Source organism: Hyphomicrobiaceae bacterium (assembly GCA_041397645.1).
In the GTDB taxonomy this organism is placed as follows: Bacteria; Pseudomonadota; Alphaproteobacteria; order Rhizobiales; family Hyphomicrobiaceae; genus Hyphomicrobium_B.
Window position 1 is genome coordinate 2,551,964 of the sequence record JAWKWE010000004.1, and the last position, 22,358, is coordinate 2,574,321.

A 22,358-nucleotide genomic window follows, 5' to 3' on the forward strand; every position below is an offset into this window, starting at 1 on the left:
CAGCAATCCAGTCTCTGCTGCGGTGCAAAGCTCCTATGCATGAGCCCCTAGACGTACCGGGATACTACCGATTGTCTGCTATCGCCGGGCATGTCTGTGTGATGGCAGCCATGATTTTATGAGAAGCTGGCGTGAAGCCTTGGAACCCGGCAGTCTTGCGTGCAGGGCTCCCGAAGCGTGCCGGTTTTTCGAATTTCGATCCAGGAGAGTTTCGTCAAGATGGCGATTGAAACAGATGACAGGACCAACCTGAACGCAGATAGCGCGGAGGCGAGGGAGTGGCGTGAGGCGATCTCCTCGGTCATCGCTTTTGAGGGCGTGGACAAGGCCGACGAAGTACTGACCCAAGCCGTCGATACGGCTCGGCGCTACGGGGCCCGCTTGCCGTTTGCGGCCAACACGGCCTACATCAACACGATCGCACCTTTCGAAGAACCTAAGCATCCCGGAAATCGCGAGATCGAGGCAAAGATAAAGTCCGCGATCCGGTGGAATGCGCTCGCAATGGTCTTGAAGGCCAATAAGACATCCACTGAACTTGGCGGACATATCGCCAGCTATCAGTCGGCCTCGACACTCTATGAGACGGGCTTTCAACATTTCTGGCACGCTCCAAGCGAAACCCACGGCGGTGATCTGATCTTTTTCCAGGGACACTCGGCACCTGGGATCTACGGGCGCGCCTATCTGGAAGGCCGTTTGACAGAGGATCAGCTTTTGAACTTCCGCCAGGAAGCCGAGGGCAAGGGTCTGTCATCGTATCCCCATCCCTGGCTCATGCCGGGGTTCTGGCAGTTCCCGACGGTCTCGATGGGGCTTGGTCCGCTGATGGCGATCTATCAGGCCCGCTTCTTGAAATATCTCCATGACCGGGGACTAGCGGATACGTCAAAACGCAAAGTCTGGGTGTTCTGTGGCGACGGCGAGATGGACGAGCCTGAAAGTCTCGGTGCGGCGGCCCTGGCAGGGCGCGAGAAACTCGACAACCTCATCTTCGTGATCAACTGCAATCTGCAACGTCTCGACGGTCCGGTGCGCGGCAACGGCAAGATCATTCAGGAGCTGGAGGGCAATTTCCGCGGTGCGGGTTGGAACGTCATCAAATGTATCTGGGGCTCCAACTGGGATGAGCTGCTCGCGCGCGATGGGACCGGCCGGCTACGTCAGCTGATGGAGGAATGTAACGACGGTCAATACCAGGACTTCAAGTCCAAGGACGGCGCCTACATTCGCAAGAACTTCTTTGGCAAATATCCCGAGACGGCGGCGCTCGTCGCCAACTGGTCTGACGAACGCATCTGGTCGCTGACCCGCGGCGGGCATGATCCGCGCAAAGTCTATGCTGCCTATGCGACAGCGGTCGAGCATGAGGGTCAGCCAACTGTGATCCTGGCCAAGACCGTCAAGGGCTACGGCATGGGTGCAGCCGGTGAAGGTCAGATGATCGCCCACCAGGCCAAGAAAATGGGCGCCGACAGCTTGCGCCAGTTCCGGGACCGGTTCCGTCTCAAGGAACTCTCAGATGAAGACCTGGAAACGTTGCCCTTTATCAAGTTCGAGGAAGGCACGCCCGAGCAGTCTTATCTCAAGGACGCCCGCGCCAGGCTCGGCGGATCGCTGCCGCAGCGGCGCGGCAAGACCTCGTTCGAATTGGAGATCCCCCCGCTGTCGTTCTTCGATGCTCAGGTAAAGGGATCGGAAGGGCGCGAGATCTCCACAACGATGGCCTTCGTCCAGATGTTGACCAAGATGATGCGAGACAAGAGCATCGGAAAGCACATCGTGCCCATCGTGCCGGACGAAAGCCGCACCTTCGGCATGGAAGGCATGTTCCGCACCTTCGGCATTTATTCGCAGGTCGGTCAGCTTTACCGACCGGAAGATGCCGACCACCTCATGTACTACAAGGAGGACAAAAGCGGTCAGATCCTGGAAGAGGGCATCAACGAAGCCGGTGCAATGGCGTCCTGGATTGCTGCCGCAACGTCATATTCGTCTTCCAACGTGCCGATGATCCCGTTCTTCGTCTATTACTCTATGTTCGGGTTCCAGCGCATCGGCGATCTTGCATGGGCCGCGGGCGACATGCGTTCGCGCGGCTTCCTGATCGGGGGCACATCGGGACGCACCACGCTCAACGGCGAAGGGCTCCAGCACCAGGACGGACACAGCCACATCATCTCGGCAACCGTGCCCAACTGCATCTCGTATGATCCGACCTTCAGCTACGAGGTTGCGGTCATCGTGCAGCGCGGACTGGAACGCATGTATCGCGATCAGGAGGACGTCTACTACTACATGACGGTTCTCAACGAGAACTACGTCCACCCGGCCATGCCGGAAGGTGCCGAGGACGGCATTATCAGGGGCATGTACCTGTTCAAGGCTGCCGATAAATCCGCTCCGGGTCACCGCGTCCAGTTGATTGGCTCAGGCGCCATCCTGCGCGAAGTGATCGCAGGAGCTGAGCTTCTTGAAAAAGACTTCGGTATTCAGTCCGACATCTGGAGTGTCACCAGCTTCACCGAGTTGCGCCGCGAGGCGGAAGACGTCGAGCGCTGGAACATGCTCAACCCGCTGGAGCCCGAGCGCATCCCCTACGTCACGCAGTGCTTTGCCTCGCGCGGCGATGCTCCGATAATCGCGTCGACCGATTACATGAAGATGTATGCCGAGCAGGTGCGCGACTATGCCCCCAACCCGTATGTGGTGCTGGGAACGGATGGTTTCGGGCGCTCCGATTATCGCCGCAAGCTGCGCGCGCATTTCGAGGTCGATCGCCACTTCGTTGCGGTTGCCGCGCTCAAGGCACTCGCCGACGAGAACAAGGTGCCCTCGCTCAAGGTGGCGGAGGCGATCAAGAAATACGGCATTGATCCCACCAAGCCGAACCCGGCGCGAGCCTGATCCAAACAAGCGCGAACCAAATTCTAGCATCAGGGAAAGACAAGAATGTCATCGAGCGAAGTCAAGGTTCCCGATATCGGCGACTTCAAGAGTGTGCCTGTCATCGAGGTTCACGTTAAGCCGGGGCAGACCGTCAAGGCCGAGGATCCACTTGTTACGCTTGAAAGCGACAAGGCGGCTATGGATGTACCCGCTCCGCGAGATGGGACGGTCGAGTCGGTGACGGTGAAGGTTGGCGACAAAGTTAGCGAAGGCACTCTCATCGTAAAATTTGCCGAAGGTGGTGATGAGAAGGCGCCTGCCGCGGCCAAGCCGGAATCGAGCGCGAAATCTGCACCCGCCGCCGCGCCGGCGGCCTCCGCTCCGCAAGCAAAGGCTGCACCTGTCTCCACCCTGGAGCCGATGCCCGAGCCACTCCCCATCCCGCGCGAGGTTCCCGCTCCTCCACTGCACGACTTTGCAGGTGTTCATGCAAGTCCGGCAGTCCGCCGCCTTGCGCGTGAACTTGACGTCGACCTAACGGCGCTCAAGGGAACCGGCGAACATGGCCGCATCACCAAGGACGACGTGAAACGGGCGATTGCGAAGGACAGTGGCTCAGGGGGCGGTGGTGGTTCCGGCATCCCGGAAATTCCCCCCCAGGATTTCGCCAAGTTCGGTCCGATTGAAACCAAGCCGCTGTCACGCATGAAGCGGCTGTCGGGACCCCATCTCCATCGCGCGTGGCTCAACATTCCGCATGTCACCCATACGGACGAGGCCGACATTACCGACCTCGATGCCTACCGCAAGACGCTCGATAACGCCGCGAAGGCAAAAGGCTTCCGCGTCACGCTGTTGGTATTCTTGATGAAGGCGTCGGTCGTCGCATTGAAAGAGTTCCCCGAGTTCAATGCTTCCCTCGCGCCAGGTAAAGACGCGCTCATCCATAAGAAGTACTATAACATTGGCGTTGCGGTGGACACGCCCGACGGGCTCGTCGTTCCCGTGATTAAGGACGTGGATCGGAAAGGTGTCCTTGAGCTTTCGCAGGAATTATCGGCCGTTTCAGCCAAGATGCGTGATGGGAAAATTGCGCCTGCTGACATTCAAGGCGGAACATTTTCTATTTCGTCGCTCGGTGGAATCGGCGGCACCGCGTTTACCCCAATCGTCAACGCGCCCGAGGTGGCAATTCTGGGTGTCGTGCGCGCTGCCATCAAACCGAAGTGGGACGGTGCGACGTTCGAACCACGTCTGATGCTGCCTTTATGCCTTTCCTACGACCACCGGGTTATTGACGGGGCGCTCGCTGCACGCTTCACCCGTAGGCTGGCGGATGTCTTGGAGGATGTGCGCCAACTCGTCTTGTAACCCCCGAAGGAGGAGAGCTTCGATATGAGCACGACTGAAATTCGCGTACCTGACATCGGCGATTTCAAGGACGTGCCAATCATCGAAATTCACGTCGGTCCCGGCGCGACGATCAATGCGGAAGATCCTCTCATCACGCTTGAAAGCGATAAGGCGGCGATGGAGGTTCCAGCACCACAGGGCGGGCGGATCGTTGAACTACTGGTCAAGCCAGGAGACAAGGTTAGCCGGGGCACGCTGATCGCGCGCATGGAAGCTTCTGTTGACGCAGCAGGCGCAGGCAATGCACCAGCCGCTGCAGCGGGCGCTTCGGGAGCAGCAAGCGGCGCCGCCGCTGCCTCAGCGCCTGCGGCGGCCTTCACCGGCACCGCGGATGTCACTTGCGATGTTATGGTGCTGGGGGCGGGACCTGGCGGCTACTCGGCGGCGTTTCGTTCCGCTGACCTCGGCCTCAACACTGTTTTGGTCGAGCGCAGTCCGACGCTGGGCGGCGTTTGTCTCAATGTCGGCTGTATTCCCTCCAAGGCTCTCTTGCATACCGCAGCGATCGTTGACGAAGCGGCAGCACTCGCGACCCACGGCATCAAGTTCGGCGCTCCCGAGATCGATATCGATGCGCTGCGCACGCACAAGAACAAGGTCGTCGGCAAGCTCACCACGGGCTTGGCGCAAATGGCCAAGATGCGCAAGGTCAACGTGTTGCGTGGCGTCGGCTCATTCCTCGATGCCAACCACATCGCGGTTACGGGGGCCGATGGTGCGCGTCAGGTTGTGAAGTTCTCCAAAGCAATCATCGCAGCTGGGTCGGAAGCGGTGGCGCTTCCCTTCATTCCGCAGGACCCGCGTATCGTCGATTCGACGGGTGCGCTGGAGTTGCGTCAGATCCCTAAGAAGATGCTTGTGATAGGCGGCGGCATAATCGGGCTCGAAATGGCAACCGTCTATTCGGTCCTCGGCGCGCGCATCGACGTCGTCGAAATGCTCGACGGCCTGATGCCCGGCGCAGATCGCGATCTGGTCAAGGTCTGGGAAAAGAAGAATGCCAAACGCTTCGACAAGATCATGTTGAAGACCAAGACTGTCGGTGTCGAGGCCAAGGCGGATGGCATCCATGTGCGCTTCGAGGGCGAGGCCGCGCCAGCAGATCCGCAGGTCTACGACCTTGTGCTGGTGGCGGTCGGTCGCTCACCCAACGGCAAGCTGATCGGCGCGCAGAATGCGGGCGTCACTGTCAGCGATCGCGGGTTCATCTCCGTTGACAAGCAGATGCGAACCAACGTGCCGCATATCTTCGCCATCGGCGACATCGTCGGGCAGCCGATGCTAGCCCATAAAGCGGTGCACGAGGCGCATGTGGCTGCCGAGGTTGCGGCTGGAAAGTCGTCCGCCTTCGATGCCAAGCAGATTCCATCGGTTGCCTACACCGATCCCGAGATTGCTTGGGCTGGCAAGACGGAAGATCAGCTTAAGGCCGAGGGCGCCAAGTTCGGCAAGGCAGTCTTTCCATGGGCGGCGTCGGGCCGAGCCATTGCCAACGGACGCGACGAAGGCTTCACCAAGCTGCTGTTCGATAGTGAGACCCACCGCATTCTAGGCGGCGGTATCGTCGGCACCCACGCGGGCGATCTCATCAGCGAGATCTGTCTTGCGGTCGAGATGGGCGCTGAGCCTGCCGACATCGGTAAGACTATCCACCCTCATCCCACGCTCGGAGAATCGATCGGCATGGCGGCGGAAGTCTTCGAGGGCACCTGCACGGATCTGCCGCCGCAGAAAAAGCCAGCCGCGTAGCCCAAAAACTTCGCATCAGAGCCCCATCGGCCGCGGCTTTTCATGCCGCGGCCGATTTGCGTTATGCGCTTGGCATGGCCGTGCGACGCCTGGGCATATACTCGCAACAACGATTCGCGATCTTGTCGCGTGCGAACGGGGAGGGGCAGGCAGGTGCGGATACTTTTCATCCATCAGAACTTTCCCGGCCAGTTCAAGCATCTGGCGCCCGCGTTGGTGCAGCGTGGCCATGAGGTGCAAGCGCTGACGGTTGCGAGCAATCGACAAGTCACCAGCATTCCGACCGCGCGCTACAAGTTCGAGCCGCATCCATACGACATCAACGCTCTCGGTCTAGCCCGAACCTACGCCGAGATGGTCGATCGTGGGCAGATCGTAGCCCGCGCGTGTGAGCAACTGGCTGAACGCAACAAGGTCCAACCCGACGTGGTGATTGGACATATCGGCTGGGGGGAGACGCTTTTCCTCAAGGCGGTGTGGCCGAAGACGCGCGTGCTGCTGTACTCGGAGTTCTTTTACAACCCGCACGATGCGTTACAGACATTCGATCCAGAATTTGACATCGACCGGCTCTCCAGTCGCGTCTGGGTAGCATCCCGGCAGGCCCACCTGTTGCAAGCTCTTTATGGCGCGGACGCCTATCTAACTCCTACGCACTGGCAGGCATCTGGATTTCCCGACTTTGTGCAGCCGCGTATGAATGTCATTCACGAGGGCATCGAAACGGCTCAGTTACGACCTGATGCCTTTGATCGCGTGACGCTTCCAGGAGGCGTGAATTTCACCAAAGGCGATGAGGTCATAACGTTTGTCAGTCGGACGCTTGAGCCCTATCGCGGCTATCACATTTTCATGCGGGCGTTACCGGATGTGCTTGCTGCGCGGCCCAACGCGCATGTCGTGATCGTCGGCGCCGACGATGGTGGGTACGGCTTATCTCCTCCGCAGGGCACAACGTGGCACCGTAAGTTCCTCGACGAAGTGTCTGGCCGGATGGATCCTGCGCGCGTGCACTTCACCGGCCACATCCCCTTTGAAACATTCGCAGCATTGATGTGCGTGACGCGCGTGCACGCCTATTTGTCGTATCCGTTCGTGCTGTCATGGTCGATGTTGCAGGCCATGAGTTGCGGCGCGCATGTCATCGGCTCGCGCACGCCTCCAGTGGAGGAAGTGATCGAGGATGGCGTCAATGGTCAACTCGTCGACTTCTTCGATGTGAAGGCGTGGTCCTCGGCGCTGATCGCAGCTTTGGCCGATCCTCGCAGGGCCGACAACCTGCGGACTGCCGCGCGCAAAACGATTGTCGAACGCTACGATCTGCAAACGAGATGCTTGCCGGATCTAGTCGCCTGTGTGGAACGGATGGCGGCTTAAGAGTGGTTACCCGTTGGGCCGTGGAGCGGCCGCCCGGCGTAACCGGTCGTTGATTGCTTCGCCAAGTCCAATTGCAGGAATTGGCATGACGGCGATGGACGCCGCGCCGGTTTGATCGAGCTTGCGCAGATAGGCAAAAAGATTGGCTGCGGCCTCGATCAGATCCCCGCGCGGGCTGAGGTTCAAAACGGGACCCGAAGTTTGCGGCACGTACGCGCCGAAAGCGAGCAGGGCTTCTCCGGGGACGGGTTCTGATGCGCAGAGCCGCATCTTCGCATTTGGAGCGTAGTGGCTTTCAAGCTGGCCGGGAGAAGTGGGCTTGACGCTCGTATCTGCGGCGCGATTTAGGTTTGCTCCGAGCACCGCTTCAATCGCGTCTGCGGCAATCGCGCCTGGCCGCAACAAAACCAAGTCTTCGCCTGTCGCATCGATCACAGTCGATTCCAGGCCGTGCGTGGTCGGACCAGCATCGAGGATCATGGCGACGCGCTCGGCGAGATCTTCCGCGACGTGCTGGGCCGTCGTCGCTGTAATCCGCCCAGAGCGATTTGCGGATGGCGCAGCGAGGGGGCGGCCCGTGGCCTTCAAAAGGCCCTGCGCCGCCGGATGCGCCGGTACGCGCAGCGCAAGCGTGGAGAGCCCCGCCGACGCAAGCTCCGCGACGGGCGCTCCCGGCGCACGTTCGACGACGAGTGTGAGTGGGCCCGGCCAAAACGCTTTCGCCAATTCCCGCGCGCGCTGAGAAAATATCCCGAGCTGCGCTGCTGCGTCGAGGCTGGAAACATGAATGATCAGCGGATTGAAGCGCGGACGACCTTTGGCTTCAAAAATGCGCGCCACAGCGTTGGCATTCGTCGCGTCGGCAGCCAGCCCGTAAACGGTCTCCGTCGGAAATGCGACGAGCTGGCCAGCGCGCAGCAGTTCACCCGCTTGCAACAGACTTGCCTCAGAAATCGCAGCAGGAACGGCAGGCCGCTCTGTGGTTGGTTTGCTCTGCCCGCGATCCGGCATAGTCTCTGTTCGTCCTCAGGAGTGTTGTTGAACCGGTTGAGCCGGACCTCTGGCTCCACTAGACGACAATTGCCTCACGCTCAAGCCACACCGCGGGCTGGGGCCGGAAAGTTGGGGCAAACAGGGCAGAAAGGTGAACGCAGATGGCCGAGGGTATCGATGTTACCAAACAGAACGGGGTGCAGATCATTCGCATCAACCGGCCACAGAAGAAGAATGCGCTGACATCGGTAATGTATCGGGAACTGATCTCGGCATTCGATGATGGAGACGCCGATCCTACGGTTTCGGCCCATGTCGTATTCGGCCTCAAGGGGGTGTTCTGCGCAGGAAACGACATCGGTGAATTTTTGTCTTTTGCGCAGAACGGAGGGATGCCGCTCGAAGCGATCCTGGCGTTTCTTGGAAAGTTGCCGGTCATCGAGAAGCCCGTCGTTGCCGGCGTGGATGGAATTGCCGTTGGTGTCGGCGTCACGATGCTGAGGCACTTTGATTTGGTCTATGCGGCGCCTGAATCCTTCTTCTCTACACCGTTTCTCGATCTGGGCCTCGTTCCCGAAGCGGCCTCCAGCCTTCTCATGCCACAGCTTATGGGGCATCAGCGCGCGTTTGAATTGCTGGTCCTGGGCGAGCCTTTTTCAGCCGATCGGGCACGCGAATGCGGCCTCATCAACGAAATAGAGCCGAGCAGCGGCCTGGAGGCGCGTGCGTTGTCGGCCGCGAACCGCCTTGCGCGCAAGCCACCTGAAGCATTGAAGCTGGCGCGCCGGCTTCTGCTCGGAGATCCCAAAGACGTCCTCGATCGCATCAAGTTGGAGGCGGATCTTTTTCGCGAGCGCCTGACATCGCCGGAAGCCATCGAGGCTTTCCAGGCTTTTGTTGAGAAGCGGGATCCCGACTTTTCGAAACTGAAGAAGGCCGACTGAATATCGCCGCAAAGGCGCGGATCGTTATAGCCAGGACAAAAAAGGCGGTGGGGGAGGCCGGCATGAGAGCAAAATTCGCGATTTTGACGGCGATGCTTTTCGCAATGCTTTGTACCGGGGAGCTTATCGAAGCCGCGCAAGCCAACTGGCTGACGGCCCTCACAAAGGGCGCGACCAAGGCCGGGAAGGCCGCAAGCCACACGCATTTGGGTGACATCGGCAAGGCGATCAGCCATGTGCCTCATCTGCCGCCTGGATCACGCGGCGTGGCATTGGCCGCGCACGCGACGTCTGATGGACATTGGCAGTTTGCGACCCGTGAAGGAAATGTGTTCACGGCAGCGACGCCGGACGAGATGAAGCGCATGTTGCCGTCCCTCGTTCCGGATGCGCCGACCGATGGCAAAATGGCGCTCTATCTTTCAGAGGACAGTGCGTTCGCAAATCGCTCCGCGCTCGACAAGCTGCCGGCTGACGCCGAATTGCACCTGACGACTTCCGAGGGAGCCTTTCCTCTAACACGAGCAGGAGACGGGGCACTGTCGCTGAAACTCAAGCCCAACGTCACGATTGCGCTTGGCGAACGCGGCATGTTTGAGGAGGCGCTGTCATTTCTGTCGCGTCCGTTGAATAAGTCGAGCATCCGGACGCTCAGCATCGAGCCGGGTGCTACAAAGCCGTTGTCCTCCGCGCCCCGCCTTGATCCCGCGAGCAAAGCGCCGGTGGTTGATAAGGTTGCGCCTGAACAGCTTGCTCAATCCCTTCGCGCGTTGAGGGGGCAGACCGCATTGGTGGTTGGACGTATCGAGAACGGAAAAATCGTGTTCAAGCCGGCGAGCGGCGCAGAGGTGGTGAGCGATTTGGATGGCTTGCTTGCCGCCGCGCGCGATGCCGACGTCAACCTCGTTTTGCTGAATGCGGATACGCCGCTTCAGCCGGGCGGTCGCAATTGGCTGTGGCAATCCATCGAGGTCGGCGGCCTCAACGAGGCGATGTCGAAAGCAACCTTCGGGGATTTTCTCGATGCGCTCGGCGCGCACCGGGCCCCGATGCGAGTTTCTGCCACGCCCGACGGCTCTGGACGTGTGCGCCTGCAGGCTCAGGCGGAAACGTCGGCAGGTGCGGTCGAGAGCGCGCAGAACGCGCTTTCCGACTTTCTCGGAGACATTACGGGGAATGTCGTAACCAATGCGGTTGATGTTCACGCCCGCGATGAAAGCCAGCAGAAGGAAATCGACGCGCGGATCATCCCGGGCGTGCCGACGTACATCCAGTATCCCTATTTGATTGCGGTGTTCCTGGGTGTGCTAGGCTGGGGCGTATCGCGGTCTTGGTGGTCGGCAATCTGGCCGCCGCGCATCCCTCAGGGAGGCGAGAACTGGGTCGCAGGCAAGTTGAGGGCGCTCCCCAACTTTCTGGCGTTTGTGTTCCTCTTTCTTCCACTGGCCGGAATTCCGGCGTTCGTCTGGCATTCTCTCTTTCAGCTCTGGAACATGATCAGTGCGCCGTTCCGCTGGATTGGCCGCCTGATGCGGCGGCGCGTGGAGGTGTAGGCAGGCGAGGTGGGCTCGCACTTCCCCTCCGAACGGCTTAGACTGACACAAAAACCGTTCAAGGAGAGGAAGCCGCGATGGGATCGCTCAAAGACAAAACCCTGTTCATCACAGGCGCCAGCCGCGGAATTGGTCTCGCCATTGCTAAGCGCGCCGCGCGTGACGGTGCTCGCGTTGCCATCGTGGCCAAGACCGATATGCCGAACCCCAAGCTCGAAGGCACGGTGCATTCCGCCGCAGAGGAAATCCGCAATGCGGGCGGGCGCGCATTGCCCATCGTTTGTGACATCCGTGATGAAGATCAGGTGACGCGCGCGGTGGAGCAGACCGTGGCAGCGTTTGGCGGCATCGACATTTGCGTCAACAACGCCTCGGCGATTTCTTTGACGCCGATCGAGAAGACGGAGATCAAGCGTTTCGATCTCATGTTCCAGATCAACACGCGCGGTACGTTCATGGTCTCCAAGGCCTGTCTACCGCACCTCAAGCGCGCTCAGAATCCGCATATTGTGATGCTATCTCCGCCTCTCGATATGAGCGCGCGTTGGTTCTCCGGCCATGTCGCCTATTCAATTGCCAAGTACGGTATGAGCCTGTGCGTGCTTGGCCTCGCGGACGAGTTAAAGAAGGATGGTGTTGCGGTTAACGCCCTGTGGCCACGCTCTACAATCGCGACGGCCGCTATCCGTAATATTCTGGGTGGAGATCGTCTGATGAGTATGAGCCGGAAGCCCGACATTATCGCAGATGCCGCCCATATTCTCTTTCAGCAGCCCGCAAAGACCTTTACTGGTCAGTTTCTCATCGACGATACATTTTTGCACAAGGTTGGCGGCATCACCGATTTCGAAGCCTATCGGATCGATCCTTCGAAGCCCTTGGCGCCTGATTTTTTCGTGCCCGCCGACAGCGTCCCTCCGCCCGGCGTGGTGCTCGCTCGCCTGTCGGAATTAGGGTGAAGGCGGCCGAGCGATGCGAAATGTCTTGGCGGCTGCGTCTTCTGGCGTAGTATGGAAAGAAAACGCTCCCAGGGACAAACGCATCCGGACCGGCACGACGAATGACTACCGTCCTCATCACGCATCCATCTTTTCTCAAGCATGATACCGGCGAATATCATCCCGAGCGACCTGATCGCATGCGCGCGATAGATCGCATACTTGGGCATGAGATCTACAATGCGCTGGAGCGACGGGAGGCGCCGTTACGCGAGGATGCGCAAGAGGCTATCCGGCGCGTGCATCCGGGAAACTACTACGACTCACTCGAAGCCAAGCGTCCTGCTCCTGGCGCGCCGTCCATTCATCTCGATGAAGACACGATCATGTCGGAAGGCACGTGGGAAGCGGCCCTGCGCGCGGTGGGTGCTGGACTTGACGCGGTTGATCTCGTCATGAACGAGCAGGCGGCCAATGTTTTCTGCCAGGTTCGTCCGCCGGGGCACCATGCAGAGAGCAATGTTGCGATGGGGTTCTGCCTTTTTGCGAATGCCGCCATCGCAGCGAACTATGCGCGTGCGAAACACGGTGCTGAGCGAATTGCAGTGGTTGATTTCGATGTTCACCACGGCAATGGCACGCAGCAGATATTCTGGTCGGACCGGGACTTGTTCTACGGCTCGACGCATCAGATGCCGCTGTTTCCGGGCACCGGTGCACTGAACGAGACAGGCGTCGGCAATATCTTCAACGCACCGTTGCGCGAAGGCGACGGGCGAGAAAAGTTCGAGATGGCGTTCCGCGAGCGAATTTTGGGGCCTCTGCGGAATTTTTCGCCTGATCTGATTATTATTTCTGCAGGATTCGACGCCCACAAGAACGATCCACTGGGCGGATTGGAATTGGTCGAAGCCGATTATATGTGGGCAACCGAGCAACTCGCCGATATTGCGGATCGTCAGGCGGGCGGGCGCATTGTGTCGATGCTCGAGGGCGGTTATGACCTCGCGGGACTAGCCCGGTCCGTCGCCGTCCACGTCAAGACGCTGATGGATGCGGGCGCGTGATTGGCGTCAGCCCCGAGAGATCGAAGACATGAATACGACAGCAAAGCCTGCGCGCAACCATGCCGATATCAAGGAGATGAGCTTTGAGCGTGCGCTCAAGGAGCTTGAGCAGATCGTCGGCCGTCTCGAACGCGGCGATGTGGAACTGGAAGAGTCGATTGCCATTTACGAACGCGGCGAGGCCTTGCGCGATCACTGCGATCGGCTTTTGAAGCAAGCGGAGGCAAAGGTCGAAAAGCTCACCTTCGGTGCAGATGGTCGCCCGCGGGGCACTGAGCCGCTCGACCCCGGTGCGTGAAATCATATCGAGCGAAATATAAGAAAGCGGCTCGGTTCACCTCGAACCGAGCCGCTTTTGCTTTGGCTGTGCGCGTTGTCGTGGAGCGCCCTTATGAAGCTTCTTTTGCCATCTCGCGAAGCTTGAATTTCTGGATCTTGCCCGTCGAGGTCTTCGGCACTTCAGTGAAGATGACATGACGAGGTACTTTGTAGCGCGCCAGCCCTTGTCGGCACCATTCGATGATCTCATCAGCAGTCGCCGACGAGCCAGGCCGTAGTTCGACGAAGGCGCACGGCGTCTCGCCCCACTTTTCGTCTTCCTTGGCGACGACCGCGCAGAATGCGACGGCGGGATGCTTGTAAAGCACGTCCTCCACCTCGATGGAGGATATGTTTTCGCCGCCGGAGATGATGATGTCCTTGGAGCGATCCTTGAGCTGGACATATCCATCGGGATACAGAACGCCGAGGTCGCCGGAGTGGAAGTAGCCGCCGGCAAAAGCATCTTCCGTGGCCTTCTTGTTCTTAAGGTATCCCTTCATCACGTTGTTGCCCCGGAACATGACTTCGCCAAGCGTTTCGCCGTCGGCAGGCACGACTTGCATCGTCTCCGGGTTCATCACCGTGAGTTCCTCAAGGGTGACGTAGCGCACGCCCTGACGCCCCTTTTTGGCGGTGATTTCTTCCTTGGGCAGCGCGTTCCAGGCGTCGTTCCATTCGTTGATGGTTGCCGGGCCGTAGGTTTCGGTGAGACCATAAAGATGTGTCAGCTTGAAGCCAGCTTCCGTCATGGCGGACAGAACAGCAGCTGGTGGCGGCGCGGCGGCGTGGTTGAAGGATACGGTGTGCGTGATCTGCCGCTTCTCATCGGGGTTGGCATTCAGCAGCGTGGCCATGACGATTGGCGCGCCGGAAAGATTGGTGACGTGGTGATCGACAATGGCATCGAAAATCGCCTTGGCGCGAACCCAACGCAGACAGACGTGTGTGCCGCCCATCATGGTAACGGACCACGGGAAGCACCAGCCGTTGCAGTGGAACATCGGTAGCGTCCACAGGTAGACCGGGTGGATCGCCATGCCGGTTTCGATGCTGTTGGCGTAGCACATCAATGCCGCGCCGCGGTGATGGTAGACCACGCCCTTCGGATTGCCCGTCGTGCCGGACGTGTAGTTGAGCGAGATGGCATCCCATTCGTCGTCCGGCCAATGCCATCTGTAGTTTTTGTCGCCCGCCGACACGAACGCATCATAGTCGAGGTCTGAACTCGCCGGATTGGTCTGCGGGTATTCTGTGTCGTTGTAGTCGATAATGAGAGGCTTCACGTTCGCTAGGGCGAGAGCCTCCTGCATCACCGGCTGGAACTCTCGGTCCACGATGACGATCTTGCTCTCTGCATGATCGAGCTGGAATGCGACGATGGCGGCGTCGAGACGCGTGTTGATCGAATGGAGAACCGCGCCGGTCATGGGTACGCCGAAGTGGGCTTCCAGCATGGCCGGTGTGTTGGACAGCATCACCGAGACGGTGTCGCCCTTGCCTATGCCGCGCTGCGCGAGCGCCGAGGCGAGCTGACGTGCACGATCATAGAACTCGGCATAGGTGATGCGTTGTGCCCCGTGAATGATGGCCGTTTGCTGCGGATAGACGGCGGCCGAGCGCTCCAGGAATGTCAGCGGTGTCAACGGCTGATAGTTAGCAGCGTTCTTGCCGAGGTCTTGTTCGTAGGGGTTAACGGCCATTGGGGCGCCCTTCGTCTTAGCGGAGATTGTTTCTCAAGGAAAATTCCAGAAATTTCCGTGGGACGCTAGCGAAAGGCGACGAAGGCTTCAACTCGGGAATTGGTTGATAGGCTGAATAGTCAAGGTCTTGTGGACGGGCGGGCGGGCGTAAGTGCGCCCGCCTTCGCAAGTAACCGTGTCCGTAGGCTCTTTGCCATCCGGTCGCCCCGTGTCCGCTCGTCGGAACGATTATTCGTCCTCGTCCTGATCGGCGTCTTTCTTGGAGGACATCTCTTTGAGCTTGGCGAAGACGCGGGCCTGCTCTTCCTCCGGCGTCTCCTCCTGCTCCTCGGCCGAGGGCTTGGGGGAAACGATAGTGGCCATTCCGGCTGGAACTGCGTCCTCGGCGGTCTCTTCAGCGCCCGCCGTGGTTTCCTCGGTGGACAGGAGCGTGCCGGCCTTCTCGCGATCCTTCATCGCCTCCTTACGCTCGCGCTCCATGCGCCGGGCGGCTTTCTTGACTTCGGCGTCGAGATCAAGCTGCGAGCAAAGTCCCAAGGTCACAGGATCCTGCGGGGTCAGTTGCGCGGAATTCCAGTGCGTGCGGTCGCGGATCTGGCCGATGGTCGGCTTTGTGGTTCCGACAAGGCGCATGATCTGGCTGTCTTTCAGTTCAGCATGGTTGCGCAGCAGCCAGAGCACGGCGTTCGGGCGGTCGTGCCTGCGCGAGACCGGCGTATAACGCGGGCCTTTGCGAGTTTGCGCCTGCGGCGGAAGCTCCACCTTGCTTTCAGCCAGCACGAGCTTGTGCGAATGGTCTTTCTCGGCGCGCGCAATTTCTTCGCGGGTGAGCTGGCTGGACGTCACCGGGTCCATGCCTTTGATGCCCTGAGCGACGTCGCCATCGGCGATGCCTTTGACCTCCAGCGGATGCAGGCCGCAAAATTCGGCGATCTGATCGAAGGACAGCGCTGTATTCTCCACCAACCAGACGGCGGTGGCTTTGGGCATAAGGGGACGGCGTGCGCTCATGTAAGTTTTCTCCGGCCCTTCGCACCCGCTAGGGAACAAAGGTAGCTTATCAAGGAAGCTCAAGTTTAAGGGATCAAGAGGGCTTATACCCCTGACCAAGCCCAAGGCGCAACCTTAGAATGCGCAAATTCTGGGCCGGGTGCCCACCGTGCGAGCTTCAACCGCCCGTGAGGCAGCCAGCGGGACCTATTGTCCTTGCGGGATAAAAATGCCGCTTCAACATGTTGCGAGCTAAATCGCGGGGGGATAGTGTCCGCCGCGCCGTCTCGTCGCCTTGCGGGCGAATGGGCCAAGTGGCCTGCAGAAACGATCGGCCGAGAGCAAAAGGAAAGAACGCGATGCTGGCGACTGCGGGTACAACCCAATATTTCGAGGATCTCAAGGTCGGCCAGGAAGCGTCCATGTCGCGGGTGGTTAGCGAGGCTGACATTGTGGCCTATGCGGCCTTGTCGGGCGACTACAACCCCGTTCATCTCGATCCCGATTATGCCGCGCGGACCGTGTTCAAGGAACGCATCGCGCACGGCATCCTTTCGGCGGGCTACATATCGGCGCTGTTCGGCATGAAGCTGCCCGGACCCGGCTCGATCTACATTTCCCAGACGCTGACCTTTAAGGGGCCCGTCAAGATCGACGACCGCGTCGAGACGACGGTTCGTCTCATCGAGCTCATTCCCGAGAAGAAGCGTGCGAAGTTCGACTGCATGTGCATGGTCAACGGCAAGCCGGTACTAACGGGTGAAGCCGTCTTGATGGTGCCCGGCCGTCCGGCCTGATATTGGTCCCCCCTAAAGTTGCCCGGCGCGGCAGTTCGGATGGGACGAGCTGGTGAGCCGCGGGGAGAGGCTTCAACGCCAATGCAAGTCGTTCACGGCCATACGCATGTTCCAGTCAACGCTCGCGGCGCGGTCATCGCGATCGGTAACTTCGATGGCGTGCACCGAGGTCATCGCGCCCTCATCGCGCAAGCCGTCTCCAAGGCCAAGCAGATGGAACGCGCTTCCGGCGTGATGGTATTCGAGCCTCATCCGCGAGAATTCTTCCATCCTGCCGAGCCGCTGTTTCGTCTGACGCCCCTCAATCGCAAGTTGGCGATTTTCGAGCATTTAGGGCTGAAACTGGCCTTCGTCGAGAATTTCGATGCGCACTTTGCTTCGCTGACCGCCGAGGAGTTTGTCGAGCGGGTGCTGGTTGCGGGGCTTGGCGTAGCTCATGTCATCGTTGGGTATGACTTCTATTTCGGTCACAAGCGCGCGGGTAATCCGCAGATGCTCATCGAAGCAGGCAAGAGGTTCGGCTTTGGCGTCACCGTCGTGGCGCCTGTTGCGGAAGCGGGTGAGGTGTTCTCATCGTCGGCGGTTCGCGTTTACCTGGCGCAAGGCGACGTCAAAGGAGCAACCCAGGTTCTGGGCGAGCCCTGGCGTGTGACCGGCAACATCGTGGGGGGCGCCAAGCGCGGGACGGGCATGGGCTATCCGACCGCCAACGTGCCGATGCCGAAGGGAACAGCGCTGGCGCATGGCATCTACGCGGTGCGCGCCCATGTCGATGGAGCGGTTCACAACGCCGCTGCCTACCTCGGCACGCGCCCGACCTTCGACAACGGTATGCCTGTGCTGGAGGTGTTTTTGATCGACTTCAACGGCGATCTGTACGGCCACCACATCGAGGTGGAGTTCATCGATTTCATCCGCGAAGACCGCAAGTTCCACTCCGCCGAGGCGCTTGTTGCGCAGATGGATGAAGACGTCAGGCAGATACGCAAGGTGCTTTCCGAGCAGGTCTAGGCTCCCCGCGCCCGCCGGAGATAGCGCCAGGGCGTCGTCAAACAGCCAAATTGCCAATAAAACCAAGCGGCCTTTGCTTTGCCCCAGCTGGATTGCTAGAAGGCCGTCTCCGACCGATTTGCAAACGCGAAAGCCCGTTCCCGATGTCCAAGAAGCCCGAGGGTGACAAACACACTGCCAACGCCGCCCACACGTCCGAAAAAGCCCCCCACGCCGCAAAGGCCAGCGGAGGCAAGGCGGATAAGGCGGCGGCGGGCGGCAAGGATGCCGGTGGCCGCGACTGGGGCGCGACGCTCTTTCTGCCCCAGACCGACTTTCCCATGCGCGCCGGGCTGCCCGACATGGAACCCAAGATGCTCAAGCGCTGGGCGGATATGGATCTCTACGGCGAGATCCGCAAAGCCTCCAAGGGGCGCACCAAGTTTGTGCTGCACGACGGCCCACCTTACGCCAACGGCAACATCCACATCGGGCACGCGCTAAACAAGATCCTCAAGGATCTCGTGGTGAAGTCGCAGCAGATGCTGGGTTACGACAGCCCCTATGTCCCCGGTTGGGACTGCCACGGCCTTCCGATCGAATGGAAGATCGAGGAGCAATATCGCGCGAAAGGCAACGAGAAGCCGAACTTCTCCGATCCCAAGGCCATCAATGCGTTCCGCGACGAGTGCCGAAAGTTCGCCGAGAAGTGGCTCGACGTGCAGCGCGAAGAGTTCAAGCGGCTTGGCGTGCTGGGCGATTGGGCCAATCCCTATTCCACGATGGCCTACCGTGCGGAAGCAACCATCGCGCGCGAGATCATGAAGTTTGCCGATAACGGACTGCTGTATCGCGGCTCCAAGCCGGTGATGTGGTCGGTTGTCGAGAAGACAGCGCTGGCGGAAGCCGAGGTCGAATATCAGGACTATCAGTCCGACACGATCTGGGTGAAGTTTCCAATTGTGCGGGCCAGTTCCAGTACTCGGCTTCCTAGCGCCGACGCGTTCGATCTCTTGGGAGCTTCCGTTGTTATTTGGACAACAACCCCGTGGACGATTCCCGGAAATCGAGCGATCGCGTATTCTTCGAAGATTGCCTATGGACTGTACGAGGTAACGCGTGCTCCGGACGGCAATTGGGCCAAGACGGGCGAGAAATACGTCCTCGCAGACAAACTTGCGACTGAGGTTATGCGGTCGGCAAAAGTAGAGGCGTTTGAGCGGATTGCGAGTGTCAATCAGGACAACTTCTTCAAAATGTTTTGCGCGCACCCGCTGGCCTCACTTGGCTACGACTTCGACGTGCCGTTGCTCGATGGCGATCACGTTACCGACGATACTGGTACGGGCTTCGTGCATACGGCCCCCGGCCACGGCGCGGACGACTACAACATCTGGACCGCCAACCAGAAGGCGCTGCGCGCGCGTGGCATCGACACGACGATCCCGTTCACTGTCGACGCCGATGGCGTGCTGACAAAGGAAGCCCCTGGCTTCACCGGCAAGCGCGTGCTGAAGGAGAACGGCGACAAGGGCGACGCCAACGACGCCGTCATCAAGGCGCTGGCCGAGGCGGGCAACATCATCGCGCGCGGACGCTTGAAGCATCAGTATCCGCATTCCTGGCGTTCCAAGAAGCCGGTCATTTTCCGTAATACGCCGCAATGGTTCATCGCCCTTGATAAGGCGCCTTCCGACTCTGCGACGCGGAGCCGGTCCGAAGGTGCCAAGACATTGCGCCATTTGGCGTTGGAGCAAATCAAGAAGACCGAATGGGTGCCGCAGGCCGGTGAGAACCGCATCACCGGCATGATCGAAAACCGGCCCGATTGGGTCGTTTCGCGTCAGCGCGCTTGGGGTGTGCCGATCACGGTGTTTGTCGCCAAGAAGGATCACGGCAATCACAAGGAAGGCGACATCCTGCATGATGCCGCCGTCGATGCCGCCGTCATCGACGCCTTCGAAAAGGAAGGCGCGGATGCGTGGTACGCGGAGGGGGCTGCGAAGCGCTTCCTGAAAGCCAGCAAGGACAAGCTCGATCCCGATAACTGGGAGCAGGTCAAGGACGTGCTCGACGTGTGGTTTGATTCCGGGTCCACACATGCCTTCACGTTGGAAGACCCCGAGACGTTCCCCGATTACAAGGGCCTCTCGCGCAAGGGACACGTGAAGGGCGGCCAGGACCGCGTCATGTATCTGGAAGGCTCAGACCAGCATCGCGGCTGGTTCCACTCCTCGCTGCTCGAAAGCGTGGGCACGCGAGGGATTGCGCCCTATGACATCGTGCTGACCCACGGCTTCGTGCTCGATGAGAAGGGGCAGAAGATGTCGAAGTCGCTCGGCAACGTGGTTGCGCCCCAGGACGTGATGGCAAAGTCGGGCGCGGACATTCTGCGCCTGTGGGTGGCAGCATCGGACTACTCCGACGATCTGCGCATCGGACCGGAAATCCTCAAGACCTTCTCTGAGACGTATCGCAAATTGCGCAATACGCTGCGCTGGATGCTGGGCGCGCTCGCACATTACACGCCGGACGCCGAGGTTGCGCTCAAGGACATGGGACCGTTCGAGCTGGAACGCCTCATGCTGCATCGGCTTGCCGAACTCGATCACGAGATCCGAAAGGCCTACGAGACCTATGATTTCCGCAAGGTCATCGGCGTGCTGGCGCACTTCATGAATACGGAGCTGTCGGCGTTCTACTTCGATATTCGTAAGGACACTCTGTATTGTGAGCCGCCCTCGTCGGAGAAGCGCAAGGCGGCGCTAACGGTCGTCAATCACATCTGCGATTGCGTGATCCGTTGGCTGGCGCCGATCCTGTCGTTCACGGCGGAGGAAGCCTGGCTCCTCTATCGGCCGGATGCGGAGCCCTCGGTGCATCTTGCGAGCTTCCCCAAGATCCCGCGCGAATGGCGCGACGACAACCTTGCGGCCAAGTGGGACCGCGTGAAGGAGGTGCGTTCGGTCGTTACCGGTGCGCTCGAAATCGCGCGCGCGGAAAAGAAGATCGGCTCGTCTTTGGAGGCAGCACCCGACGTGTTCGTCACCGACGCTGATCTCATGAGCGGGCTGGCTGGCGTCGACATGGCTGAGGTGTGCATTACTTCGGCGATCCAAGTCTCGGACGCGGCAATCCCGCAAGGCGCTTTTACGTTGTCCAGCGAGCCCGGCGTCGGCGTCGTGGTGAAGCGGGCTGAGGGCACGAAGTGCGCGCGCTCCTGGCGCATCACAAAAGACGTCGGGTCGGACAAGGATTATCCCGAACTGTCAGCTCGTGACGCCGCCGCGATGCGCGAAATCGATGCGAAGGCCGTTGCATGAGCGAGATCGTCGAGAAGCCCGGTTCTTGGCTGTGGGGACGCCGGTCTGGACTGGCATTGGCGGTCCTCGCCGCGACGTTCGTGATCGACCAGATCCACAAGTTCTGGATGATCTACGTCTATGACATCGCCTCCAAGGGGCCGGTGGCGGTCTCGCCCTACCTTGATCTCGTGTTCGTCAAGAACGTCGGTATCAGCTACTCGCTGTTCAATCAGGATAGCCAGATCGGGCAGTACCTGCTCGCAGGCTTTGCGGCGGCCGTCAGCGTGGCGCTTTGGATCTGGATTGCGCGGGGGGCCGCAGACCGGCTGATGGCCATTTCTTTGGCCCTGATCATCGGAGGGGCGCTCGGCAATGCGCTGGACCGCGTGCTGCTCGGCGGGGTTGCCGACTTCTTCCTGATCCATTTCGTGCCAGGAAACCCAAAATTCGACTGGTACGTGTTCAATATCGCCGATGTGGCCATCGTTGCCGGCGTGTTGGGTCTGCTGTATGACTCTTTCAGGACGAGTCGCAATGACGCCGCAAACCCTTTATAGGGATTTGCGATCCGCATTCTGTGGGGACGGATGCGGGCGCTGAGTGACTGGGGGATAGCATGTCACTGAATACACTGCTGAAATTCTGTGTCGTCGGCGTTGTCGCCGTGGCCGTCTGCGGCTGCGAAGCCAGCGACGTTCAGCTCAACGGCAAGGTTTTCGACGCTTTGGGCGTCAATACCTCGTCGACAAATCGTGAAACCCCCGATATGAAGCCGCGCGCCGGCATTGTGGTGCCGCCTGATCTTTCCAGCCTGCCAGAGCCTGGTTCGGGCAAAACCGAGCAGGCTCAGCTACCTATTCAGGATTATGATGCGTCCCGGACGACGTCCAAGGCCGATCTGGAGCGTCAACAGAAAGAGTACTGCGACAAGTACTACGAGCCAGTCAAAAACTCCGATCAGGACGCTGCTTTGATCGAGGGTCCGCTCGGGCGCTGCCAGAAGTCGGTCCTGTCGCTTATCGACGGCGGCTCCAAGGACGACGATAGCAAATAGGCTCCAATGCTGATTGAGATGCGCTAAGGCCCCTATCGACGGTCTGGGTCTCGGCCTGCATTGAATTGATCAGCGTGCCAAATCTGATCGCGCCGAAAATTCTTTCTAATCCAAGTCGTTGACATCGTGTTCAGATGAACGCGATGTCATTTGACTTATCCGGTCCCAGCCCTGAAACCTCGACTACTTGAGCCGCACTCATTAGGCTTTGCGGCGATGCCTCGCCTATTCTTCCGTTAACTCTTGGATGACGGCTGGATCCGAGCAACGATACAGGG

General features: G+C 59.8%; 17 protein-coding genes. 14 read left to right on the top strand and 3 right to left on the bottom strand.

What is annotated here, in order from left to right:
- Positions 1-219 precede the first annotated feature (219 nt).
- The 4 genes from aceE (at position 220) to R3D51_11900 (ending at position 7,428) form a co-directional block, all read left to right on the top strand.
- Positions 220-2,907, top strand: coding sequence for a pyruvate dehydrogenase (acetyl-transferring), homodimeric type (aceE, locus tag R3D51_11885; GenBank protein ID MEZ5900177.1), 2,688 nt, complete (start codon positions 220-222; stop codon positions 2,905-2,907).
- A 45-nt stretch (positions 2,908-2,952) separates the two neighbouring features.
- On the top strand, positions 2,953-4,260 hold the full coding sequence (locus R3D51_11890) for a 2-oxo acid dehydrogenase subunit E2 (GenBank protein ID MEZ5900178.1): 1,308 nt from the start codon (positions 2,953-2,955) through the stop codon (positions 4,258-4,260).
- 24 nt (positions 4,261-4,284) lie between these two features.
- Entirely contained in the window at positions 4,285-6,051 is a 1,767-nt protein-coding gene (lpdA, locus tag R3D51_11895) for a dihydrolipoyl dehydrogenase (protein ID MEZ5900179.1), read from the top strand.
- 153 nt (positions 6,052-6,204) lie between these two features.
- Positions 6,205-7,428 carry a glycosyltransferase gene (locus R3D51_11900; GenBank protein ID MEZ5900180.1) on the top strand — a complete coding sequence of 408 codons (1,224 nt, stop codon included), beginning with the start codon at positions 6,205-6,207 and terminating at the stop codon, positions 7,426-7,428.
- Between the two features lie 6 nt (positions 7,429-7,434).
- On the opposite strand, the gene R3D51_11905 is transcribed toward R3D51_11900, so the two are convergent.
- A complete protein-coding gene (locus tag R3D51_11905) occupies positions 7,435-8,439 on the bottom strand; it encodes an L-threonylcarbamoyladenylate synthase (GenBank protein ID MEZ5900181.1) in 1,005 nt (334 codons plus the stop codon).
- Positions 8,440-8,582: 143 nt separating this feature from the next.
- Between R3D51_11905 and R3D51_11910 the strand changes: the two genes are divergently transcribed.
- From R3D51_11910 to R3D51_11930, 5 genes are all read left to right on the top strand, one after another.
- A complete protein-coding gene (locus tag R3D51_11910) occupies positions 8,583-9,365 on the top strand; it encodes a crotonase/enoyl-CoA hydratase family protein (protein MEZ5900182.1) in 783 nt (260 codons plus the stop codon).
- A gap of 62 nt (positions 9,366-9,427) precedes the next feature.
- Entirely contained in the window at positions 9,428-10,918 is a 1,491-nt protein-coding gene (locus R3D51_11915; protein MEZ5900183.1) for a hypothetical protein, read from the top strand.
- Between the two features lie 77 nt (positions 10,919-10,995).
- On the top strand, positions 10,996-11,877 hold the full coding sequence (locus R3D51_11920; GenBank protein MEZ5900184.1) for an NAD(P)-dependent oxidoreductase: 882 nt from the start codon (positions 10,996-10,998) through the stop codon (positions 11,875-11,877).
- A gap of 101 nt (positions 11,878-11,978) precedes the next feature.
- Positions 11,979-12,923, top strand: a complete 945-nt coding sequence (locus R3D51_11925; protein ID MEZ5900185.1) for a histone deacetylase family protein — start codon at positions 11,979-11,981, stop codon at positions 12,921-12,923.
- A 28-nt stretch (positions 12,924-12,951) separates the two neighbouring features.
- Positions 12,952-13,221 carry an exodeoxyribonuclease VII small subunit gene (locus R3D51_11930; GenBank protein ID MEZ5900186.1) on the top strand — a complete coding sequence of 90 codons (270 nt, stop codon included), beginning with the start codon at positions 12,952-12,954 and terminating at the stop codon, positions 13,219-13,221.
- A 91-nt stretch (positions 13,222-13,312) separates the two neighbouring features.
- Here R3D51_11930 and R3D51_11935 read toward each other — a convergent pair whose 3' ends face one another.
- Both R3D51_11935 and R3D51_11940 read right to left on the bottom strand, forming a co-directional pair.
- On the bottom strand, positions 13,313-14,944 hold the full coding sequence (locus tag R3D51_11935) for an acyl-CoA synthetase (GenBank protein MEZ5900187.1): 1,632 nt from the start codon (positions 14,942-14,944) through the stop codon (positions 13,313-13,315).
- Positions 14,945-15,172: 228 nt separating this feature from the next.
- Entirely contained in the window at positions 15,173-15,955 is a 783-nt protein-coding gene (locus tag R3D51_11940) for a cell cycle transcriptional regulator TrcR (protein ID MEZ5900188.1), read from the bottom strand.
- Positions 15,956-16,293: 338 nt separating this feature from the next.
- Between R3D51_11940 and R3D51_11945 the strand changes: the two genes are divergently transcribed.
- From R3D51_11945 to R3D51_11965, 5 genes are all read left to right on the top strand, one after another.
- The gene (locus R3D51_11945) at positions 16,294-16,731 is read left to right on the top strand and encodes a MaoC family dehydratase (GenBank protein MEZ5900189.1); all 438 of its coding nucleotides are present in this window, start codon (positions 16,294-16,296) and stop codon (positions 16,729-16,731) included.
- Positions 16,732-16,812: 81 nt separating this feature from the next.
- Complete coding sequence (locus R3D51_11950; protein MEZ5900190.1) at positions 16,813-17,742, top strand: bifunctional riboflavin kinase/FAD synthetase; 930 nt, start codon at positions 16,813-16,815, stop codon at positions 17,740-17,742.
- 143 nt (positions 17,743-17,885) lie between these two features.
- Positions 17,886-21,044, top strand: coding sequence for an isoleucine--tRNA ligase (gene ileS, locus R3D51_11955; protein MEZ5900191.1), 3,159 nt, complete (start codon positions 17,886-17,888; stop codon positions 21,042-21,044).
- Positions 21,041-21,583: a signal peptidase II gene (lspA, locus tag R3D51_11960; GenBank protein ID MEZ5900192.1), complete on the top strand. Its 543-nt coding sequence runs from the start codon at positions 21,041-21,043 to the stop codon at positions 21,581-21,583. The genes ileS and lspA overlap by 4 nt, the downstream gene beginning before the upstream one ends.
- A 59-nt stretch (positions 21,584-21,642) precedes the next feature.
- The gene (locus R3D51_11965; protein ID MEZ5900193.1) at positions 21,643-22,080 is read left to right on the top strand and encodes a hypothetical protein; all 438 of its coding nucleotides are present in this window, start codon (positions 21,643-21,645) and stop codon (positions 22,078-22,080) included.
- Positions 22,081-22,358: the final 278 nt, after the last annotated feature.

Bases quoted from the DNA above. Each gene is read 5' to 3' on its own strand.
- R3D51_11905 (MEZ5900181.1), bottom strand. From the start codon at position 8,439: ATGCCGGATCGCGGGCAGAGCAAACCAACCACAGAGCGGCCTGCCGTT.
- R3D51_11915 (MEZ5900183.1), top strand. From the start codon at position 9,428: ATGAGAGCAAAATTCGCGATTTTGACGGCGATGCTTTTCGCAATGCTT.
- R3D51_11935 (MEZ5900187.1), bottom strand. From the start codon at position 14,944: ATGGCCGTTAACCCCTACGAACAAGACCTCGGCAAGAACGCTGCTAAC.
- lspA (MEZ5900192.1), top strand. From the start codon at position 21,041: ATGAGCGAGATCGTCGAGAAGCCCGGTTCTTGGCTGTGGGGACGCCGG.
- R3D51_11930 (MEZ5900186.1), top strand. From the start codon at position 12,952: ATGAATACGACAGCAAAGCCTGCGCGCAACCATGCCGATATCAAGGAG.
- R3D51_11950 (MEZ5900190.1), top strand. From the start codon at position 16,813: ATGCAAGTCGTTCACGGCCATACGCATGTTCCAGTCAACGCTCGCGGC.
- R3D51_11965 (MEZ5900193.1), top strand. From the start codon at position 21,643: ATGTCACTGAATACACTGCTGAAATTCTGTGTCGTCGGCGTTGTCGCC.
- R3D51_11945 (MEZ5900189.1), top strand. From the start codon at position 16,294: ATGCTGGCGACTGCGGGTACAACCCAATATTTCGAGGATCTCAAGGTC.
- R3D51_11940 (MEZ5900188.1), bottom strand. From the start codon at position 15,955: ATGAGCGCACGCCGTCCCCTTATGCCCAAAGCCACCGCCGTCTGGTTG.
- R3D51_11890 (MEZ5900178.1), top strand. From the start codon at position 2,953: ATGTCATCGAGCGAAGTCAAGGTTCCCGATATCGGCGACTTCAAGAGT.
- R3D51_11910 (MEZ5900182.1), top strand. From the start codon at position 8,583: ATGGCCGAGGGTATCGATGTTACCAAACAGAACGGGGTGCAGATCATT.
- R3D51_11925 (MEZ5900185.1), top strand. From the start codon at position 11,979: ATGACTACCGTCCTCATCACGCATCCATCTTTTCTCAAGCATGATACC.
- R3D51_11920 (MEZ5900184.1), top strand. From the start codon at position 10,996: ATGGGATCGCTCAAAGACAAAACCCTGTTCATCACAGGCGCCAGCCGC.
- ileS (MEZ5900191.1), top strand. From the start codon at position 17,886: ATGTCCAAGAAGCCCGAGGGTGACAAACACACTGCCAACGCCGCCCAC.
- lpdA (MEZ5900179.1), top strand. From the start codon at position 4,285: ATGAGCACGACTGAAATTCGCGTACCTGACATCGGCGATTTCAAGGAC.
- aceE (MEZ5900177.1), top strand. From the start codon at position 220: ATGGCGATTGAAACAGATGACAGGACCAACCTGAACGCAGATAGCGCG.